The organism is Peribacillus sp. NPDC097198 (assembly GCF_044762055.1).
Lineage (GTDB): Bacteria > Bacillota > Bacilli > Bacillales > DSM-1321 > Peribacillus.
In genome coordinates, this window is the sequence record NZ_JBIWDO010000026.1 from 1 (window position 1) to 3,150 (window position 3,150).

The 3,150-nt window shown below is 41.5% G+C and carries 2 protein-coding genes; both read right to left on the minus strand.

Annotated elements, in window-relative coordinates:
* Positions 1–146: 146 nt before the first annotated feature.
* Positions 147–1,316 (minus strand): MFS transporter, encoded by a 1,170-nt coding sequence (locus ACIQXQ_RS20740; RefSeq protein ID WP_402959883.1) that lies wholly within the window; start codon positions 1,314–1,316, stop codon positions 147–149.
* Positions 1,317–1,568: 252 nt separating this feature from the next.
* Positions 1,569–2,633, minus strand: a complete 1,065-nt coding sequence (locus tag ACIQXQ_RS20745) for a C45 family autoproteolytic acyltransferase/hydrolase (RefSeq protein WP_402959884.1) — start codon at positions 2,631–2,633, stop codon at positions 1,569–1,571.
* Between the last annotated feature and the right edge of the window lie 517 nt (positions 2,634–3,150).

A 3,150-nucleotide genomic window follows, 5' to 3' on the forward strand; every position in this document is an offset into this window, starting at 1 on the left:
CCAAAAATATTTTAGCACCATGGGAGAGTTTTTTTAATACCATGCTGAAAGCTTTTTAGAACCCTAGGCCTAGCCTAGGGTTTTCTTTTCTACAATAAAAACGAGTAGGAATTTCCTAACTCGTTTTTTCTTATTTATGTTCTTGATTAGCTGCTTGTTTCCACTGATCGTTTCCTTGCATGGAACACTTGATAAAGGACCAATGCAAACAGCGATAGGATCGCACCGGATATAAAAGGTAAACCGATGTAGATGGAGAATAACCAACCACCTATAGGAGGGCCCGCAATCCTTCCGAATGAATCAAAGGAAGAAAGTAAGCCCGTGACCCCACCATGGCCGGATGTTGAACTTTTAGTGACCAGTGCCGAGATGGCAGGGCGGATGACACCGTTCCCCAATCCGAAAATCGTCAGGAAAATCGCCGATGTCCAGAAATTAGTCGAGAACAAGATGAGCACAAATCCAATCGCCGATACGACAATTCCGATTCGAATGACGTTTCCTTCCCCGAACTTCTTGGTCATCGGTCCGATTAATCCACCTTGAACAATCGCACTACCGAATCCCATGATCATAAAGATATAACCTAATTGAACAAGACTTATATCGGCCTTTTGGGCTGCAAAATAAGCAAACGTCGTCTCTAAGCCCGCCATGGAAAGGGTAATGATCAATTGCAGAATAAACAGGACGCTCATCGGGCCTTTAAAGGATTTCCACATGGACACCTTTTCTTCCGTCCGGTGGGATCTTTTTTCTTCAGTAAGCGATTCTTTCAGTAATATCATGACTAATATGAGGGTAATGATGGATGAAATGCCGGCGATGTAAAACGGCATATTCAAACTCGTCTCCGAGAATATCCCACCAATGGCCGGACCGAATATGAAGCCAAGTCCTGTAGCGGCCCCAATGATTCCCATCCCTTTTCCCCGTTCTTCGGGCGTCGTAATATCTGCTACGTATGCCATGGCAGTTGGCATATTCGCTGAAGATAAGGCACCCCCGATAATCCTGGCGATGAATAACACCAGTAAAGAATCCGCCGATGCCATGATGAAAAACGAAACAGCCAAGCCTGCAATCCCGATCATCATGACCGGCTTCCGGCCAATCCTGTCAGATATCCGGCCCCACATTGGTGCGAATATCAATTGCATGAACGAATAGACAGCCATCAAAAGACCAAGCTCTGTCGGGCTTCCTCCCACTTTTTCAGCCAGGAAAGGCATGACAGGAATGATGATTCCAAACCCAACCATGACTAAAAACATCACTAAGAAAAGAACCGGTAATACTCTTTTTGTTTCCATGATTTATCTCCCTCTATTCCCCATTTGGTAGAATCTTCTGTTAGATTTTATATGTATCCACTTTACCATCCATTCTATTATACAACTATCCCTTTACACAGCATTGTTTCATACTATGTTCATTCGTTTTAATCTAATAATGATGTCGTCATCCCTACATATTATCCCTCATCATGTAAAAATACACGCAATTTTGGAGACACGAATAAATAAAGAAGCCCAATCCAAAGATCGAGCCTCCATTATCCACTCTTACTCACGGAACCAATTCGCCCCTTCATCCATATGTACAAATGGGATGGTGGTATCAATCACACCCATGATTCTTTCTTTTTCAATATCTTCTCCTGCAAGCCATTTTGCAAAGTCCAAAACCGTAGGCTCTTGATTGCCGCCCAGTGCAATCCATGCTTTCATTTCACGCGGCAAATAAACCGACGTATGGATCGTCCCTGCCCAGCTGCTATACAAATCGGAAAAAACACCCTGATTGGTGTCGTTAAACAAACGAAATGCTTCATATGTATCCGAGATGCTATCCTGTTGTTGATGGATAGTGTCCAATCTCCGTTTCGAATCCACAAGATGATGACGGTTTTCATGCTTCAGGATCTCAAAATGATTGGTGCAGGCAGTCGCTGTCCGGACCTCCACATTTCTTGGGGACGTTTCTATTATAAAACTCTTCCCACTTCCATCATGAACGACGTATGTGAATGAATGTCGATGCGGAATTTCCTTCAGCATCGCAACGGCTTCCTCGACATTTGCACAAGACTCCAATATCAATCGGCCAATCATGCAGCAAATGAATCCATCGCCGGGATTTTTCCGATTCATGAAGTTATATCCCATCGATAGCCCTTTTTCGTTCATCCCATCCATCCGTCCAGTCCCGCGTTGGCTCGGACCGATGCTCGCATACCCCTGGTCCGTCGGCTGGAATAGCACATAACGTCCCTCATAGGTTTTCGGATGGTAATCATAATTACGCACCAAATACGAATCGCCTGTCATGATTGAACAACCCGATCGAACATAATCCAATCTATAGCCGCCGAATTCCTGGAGAACACGTTCGATTGGCCATTTTAATGCTTCTTGGAACCCGAGTATTTCTTCCCATACGCCAGGTGCAAATGAAGTAATTGCATTTTTGACCTCTTCCTCTTCAACCGTAAAACGTGGCTGCCTTACTTTCCACTGATCTTCACGATTTTTAACAGTGAGGGAATCCTTTAACTTTTCCCCCTGCATGAATCCAAAGTCATAATGCGTACCCCTAAATTGTAGTATTTCACTGTATAGGTGCTTCACGAATTATCCCTCTTTTATCCTAGTGGTTATCTCCCATTAAGAATACTCGATGTATAGTTGAAAATAAAGGAACTAATACTTTTTTTAATTTAACACAACTCACCTATTGGGTAGAAGATGGACCATAATGGATTAATCCCTACACAACCTTGCATAGAATGTACCATCTTATATGAATTCCCAGCTAGTATATTAGGAAATACTTTCCCAATCGAAAGCATTATTATTACATTAACATCAGATAGATTTTAATAAGAAAACATAATCTTTAGAACCATTAATCTCTTCTCAGAGTCATATTCACACTCTGATCGTTGCTGCCTCTTCTAAGTTGATTAAATTTATGAGCATACCTTTCTTTCTTCAAAACAAAAGGCACCTTTACTTGAAATGAATAATAATAAAGAAGAAACGAAACACCTAAATAAAGAAATGAAGATTTAATTGAAGAATTTATTTGTTTTTTTAAAATTCCGTTGAATCTATACTGTCTATACTAAATTCAATTAATATTTTT